General features: G+C 40.1%; 4 protein-coding genes. All 4 read right to left on the bottom strand.

Annotation, left to right across the window (positions count from 1 at the left end; all coding sequences use genetic code 11):
• Nucleotides 1-343: glycosyltransferase (locus KQJ19_RS23015; protein ID WP_275972569.1), on the bottom strand; the 343-nt coding region annotated here is incomplete at its 3' end.
• Nucleotides 344-433: 90 nt separating this feature from the next.
• A complete protein-coding gene (gene waaO, locus KQJ19_RS23010) occupies nucleotides 434-1,444 on the bottom strand; it encodes a lipopolysaccharide 3-alpha-galactosyltransferase (protein ID WP_146050126.1) in 1,011 nt (336 codons plus the stop codon).
• A 74-nt stretch (nucleotides 1,445-1,518) separates the two neighbouring features.
• Nucleotides 1,519-2,316 (bottom strand): lipopolysaccharide core heptose(I) kinase RfaP, encoded by a 798-nt coding sequence (gene rfaP, locus KQJ19_RS23005; protein ID WP_216404227.1) that lies wholly within the window; start codon nucleotides 2,314-2,316, stop codon nucleotides 1,519-1,521.
• Nucleotides 2,309-3,385: glycosyltransferase family 4 protein (locus tag KQJ19_RS23000; protein WP_216404226.1), on the bottom strand; the 1,077-nt coding region annotated here is incomplete at its 5' end. The genes KQJ19_RS23000 and rfaP, both read right to left, overlap by 8 nt.

The raw sequence follows: 3,385 nt of genomic DNA, 5'->3' as shown, positions 1-3,385 counted from the left end.
AGCGATAGTATATTGACACTGGCCATATATTTGTTTTAGGTAGTGACACCAACGGTTCAGAATCAATATGATATAGCTTAATAACTGTTTTATACTGTTCTGCTAATTGTGTCAATAGTACAATATATTCTTGGTCTAAATAATCCGCAATAATATGAAAAGTAAAATTAATATTATTCTGTTTATTATTTTCAAGGATTGATGCAATAGAAATTGCCGCGCCAGTTTGGTAATTTTTATCGATTCCCCATGAGATATTAAAAGTGTCACGATCATCACATGGTGTAACACGTCTGTCTAACTCAATAATATCTTTGAAGTTAGTTAATCTTTTGAAGTCCAATTTAATTACCTTTAATTATTTCAGCTATATTTTCCAGCGGCTAAGATATGCATTGCTGTTGATTATTTTAACAATGTACTTAGCCAGCAGTTAACCTTTCAACTTGGTCAGATAATAATTAAAGTAGTTACACAGTCCCTGAACGTATAACCCTTGTTTAAATTTATGCTTTGCACAATATCTGAATTGATTGCTATTGGTCGGTTTGAGAAGCGCTACTGAATGCCAAGGCGAGGCCTCTTTCGCAACTAAAAAACTCTTCGATACCGGATAGTTGGACCACTCATGCCAGGGTTTTGTCGGTCCCACATAATGAATGAAGACAGTTTCATTATTCACAGGATTGACTACTTCATCTTTCAGTTCATAATTAATGCTAAAGCGTGTATTGTATTTACCATTGATAAAAGTTACTTTTCCGGCTAACAACACATTAAGGACATCTTGATCAAGATGAGTTATTCTTTCCACCCATTCTGGAACTCGCAACATTTCGATGGCTCGGGAAGAGATATTATTACTGTGCCATGCGTTGATGTTGATAAGTAAGAATCCAGCATTAAAGTATCCGGCGATTAATTCTGGAGTGGCCAGCGTTACAGAACGATTATGCCACCATTCGGAATCTCTTTCCGTTACAACGACAGCGATCTCATCTGCGGAAAACTTATAATCGACCAGTTCTCGTACACTACCCTGGCAAGCAATATCGGCATCCAGGTATAATAATTTATCTATTTTATTATAGAAATAATCTGCAATAACAAAACGGAAGTATGTTGCATAAGTCCAGTTTTTTGTACTAGGTAAGTCTTTTAATTTATTGCAATCAATTAGGTAAACTTTGATACAGGATTGATATTGTTTAGCAAGATCGGCGAATCTGGCTTTATCACTCTCATCGAAATAATCAGTAAATATATGAAATGTGAAATCGATTTTTTTATTCGACAATAATACAGAGGCTATTGATACACCGCAGCCAAATAAAAAATTCCTGTCAATACCATAACCGATATTAAAACAGTCTGCAGAAGCATTTTCCCGAAAATCGTACTCAAAAACAGAAAGGATAACTTCTTTATCGCTAAATTGAGACATTTGACTCTTACCAATTTTTGAGAAATAGACCATGTTCTCACATGATGCATTTCAAATAGTTCAGGATAAATTAATCATAGAGATTTACGGATTGTTCTTTCGCGTATTTTATTAGCTTTAACCTGAGCTTCCTTGAACAAATCAGCCTCCTGACTTAGGATGCTTTTCAACGGCAACTCGCAATAGATGCGTAGAAATCTATAAATATCACGCTGGGTTAATCCAATGTTCATGGAAGAAAAATAGAGACCGATCAAGTCCTTATCGCGCCAGCGTTGGGGAACAGTCGACCGAATCTGAGCACGGTGCAAATCAATCACTGAAATCTTGAGATCGTCCTCACGCCCTGAAAAAGGCAGATGTAATAAAAAGTGGCAAATATAGCAATCGCGATGATTGATACCTCCAGCATGCATCTTACGCACCATGGTGGCAACACGATCAATAATTATACGCTTCACTTTCACATCGGGAGAATTTGTGGCCCAATCAGCACAGTAATCTTCTAAGCTGATAGTTGGTGTGAGATCCTCAGTAATAATAAACGAGGTTTTAGTCAGTGGATTCAACCCTTTCTCACCAAATCCCACGCCTGTCATTGTATCCACACCTAACTGACTCAGGCGATGAATGGCATTCCATTCTCTATCAGCACCTAATACTGGCATGCGTAATGAAAGTAGGTTTTTAACAATCTCTTTCAGAGAAGTGCCTCTGTGCCATTTTAAAAAATAGCTTTTACCCGTTAGTTCAAATCGTAGAGTACGGCGAGTCTCCAGTTCTCTGAATACTTCACCTTGTAAATTTTTAACTTCTTCAAATGCATCTTTCCCGCGCCATAGTGTGGCTAACGGTTCTTTTAATTCAACCATCTAAACCACCCGTAATCATATCCGCAGCTTTCTCCGGTAGGCTGTATAAATCTTGCGTATCCGCATAGTGTCGTGCATTTGCCCTCCATTCCGAACACAATGAAGGCTCTACCAGCGCTTTACGTAAGGCTTCATTCAGCGTTTCTTGCCGGAATGGTTCTGTAATTGCCATACCACAATTAGCATCAACAATATAATGCGCGTAACCGCATACGGCTGTGGTCAACACCGGCAGCCCGGCAGTGATTGCTTCTAGTAAAACAATACCTGCCGCCTCCTGATAAGCTGGATGCATCAATATATCAGCCGCAGCCATTAATTCTGCAACATCATTACGGCCAGAGTAGAAATGGACATTACTGCGTACGCCAAGTTTTTCCGCCAGCGCCTCAAATTTTCTCGGTCTGTCTTGTCCAACAACATACAGTAGTGTATTAGTTCGAAGCGTTTCTGGTAACGAGGCCAGTGCACGTATTGAGCGATCCACACCTTTACGAGTGAAATCAGAGCCTACCTGCAATAATAGATTTTGTTGCTCTGTTATACCGTTTTTCTGGCGATAAACTTCACGGCTATTCGGAATCTGCTGGCTATACTTCCTGTCTGGATAAATCCCAGGAGGAAGAATATGAAATCGTTGAGCTTCTGTCTGATAGTGTTTTTGAAAATCAGCAATCTGCTTATCAGTTAGCATCAATAGTTGCGTCGGTTTATCCTGCTCAAACGTCGCGCGTTCAAACGCTGCATAGTGCCGATATCGTGAAGTTAACCGATAGAGGAAACCTTTTTCTTGTGCCACTTTCTCGGCATAGCAAACGTCAGCAGCATAGTAGAGATCCAGCCCTGGCATTTTATTAAAACCAACAACCCGATCGACAGGGTGCTGAAGTAAATGTGCCTGGACCCAGGAATAATACTCCGCATTGCGACCATGGTTTGTCCGGGACTTGACCGGTACAAGAACCAATTCAAAAACGTCAGGACACTCACCTTCCCAGGACTGCGTATAGACACGAACATGGTGACCACGTGCCGCTACAGTTTGCGCAATGCGCATAAAATCACGCTG

Origin of the sequence: Citrobacter sp. S46_ASV_140, assembly GCF_018919545.1 — a bacterium.
GTDB classification, from domain to species: Bacteria; Pseudomonadota; Gammaproteobacteria; order Enterobacterales; family Enterobacteriaceae; genus Citrobacter; species Citrobacter braakii.
The sequence above is the reverse complement of the archived record's forward strand: the minus strand, read 5'-3'. Positions and strand labels throughout refer to the sequence as shown.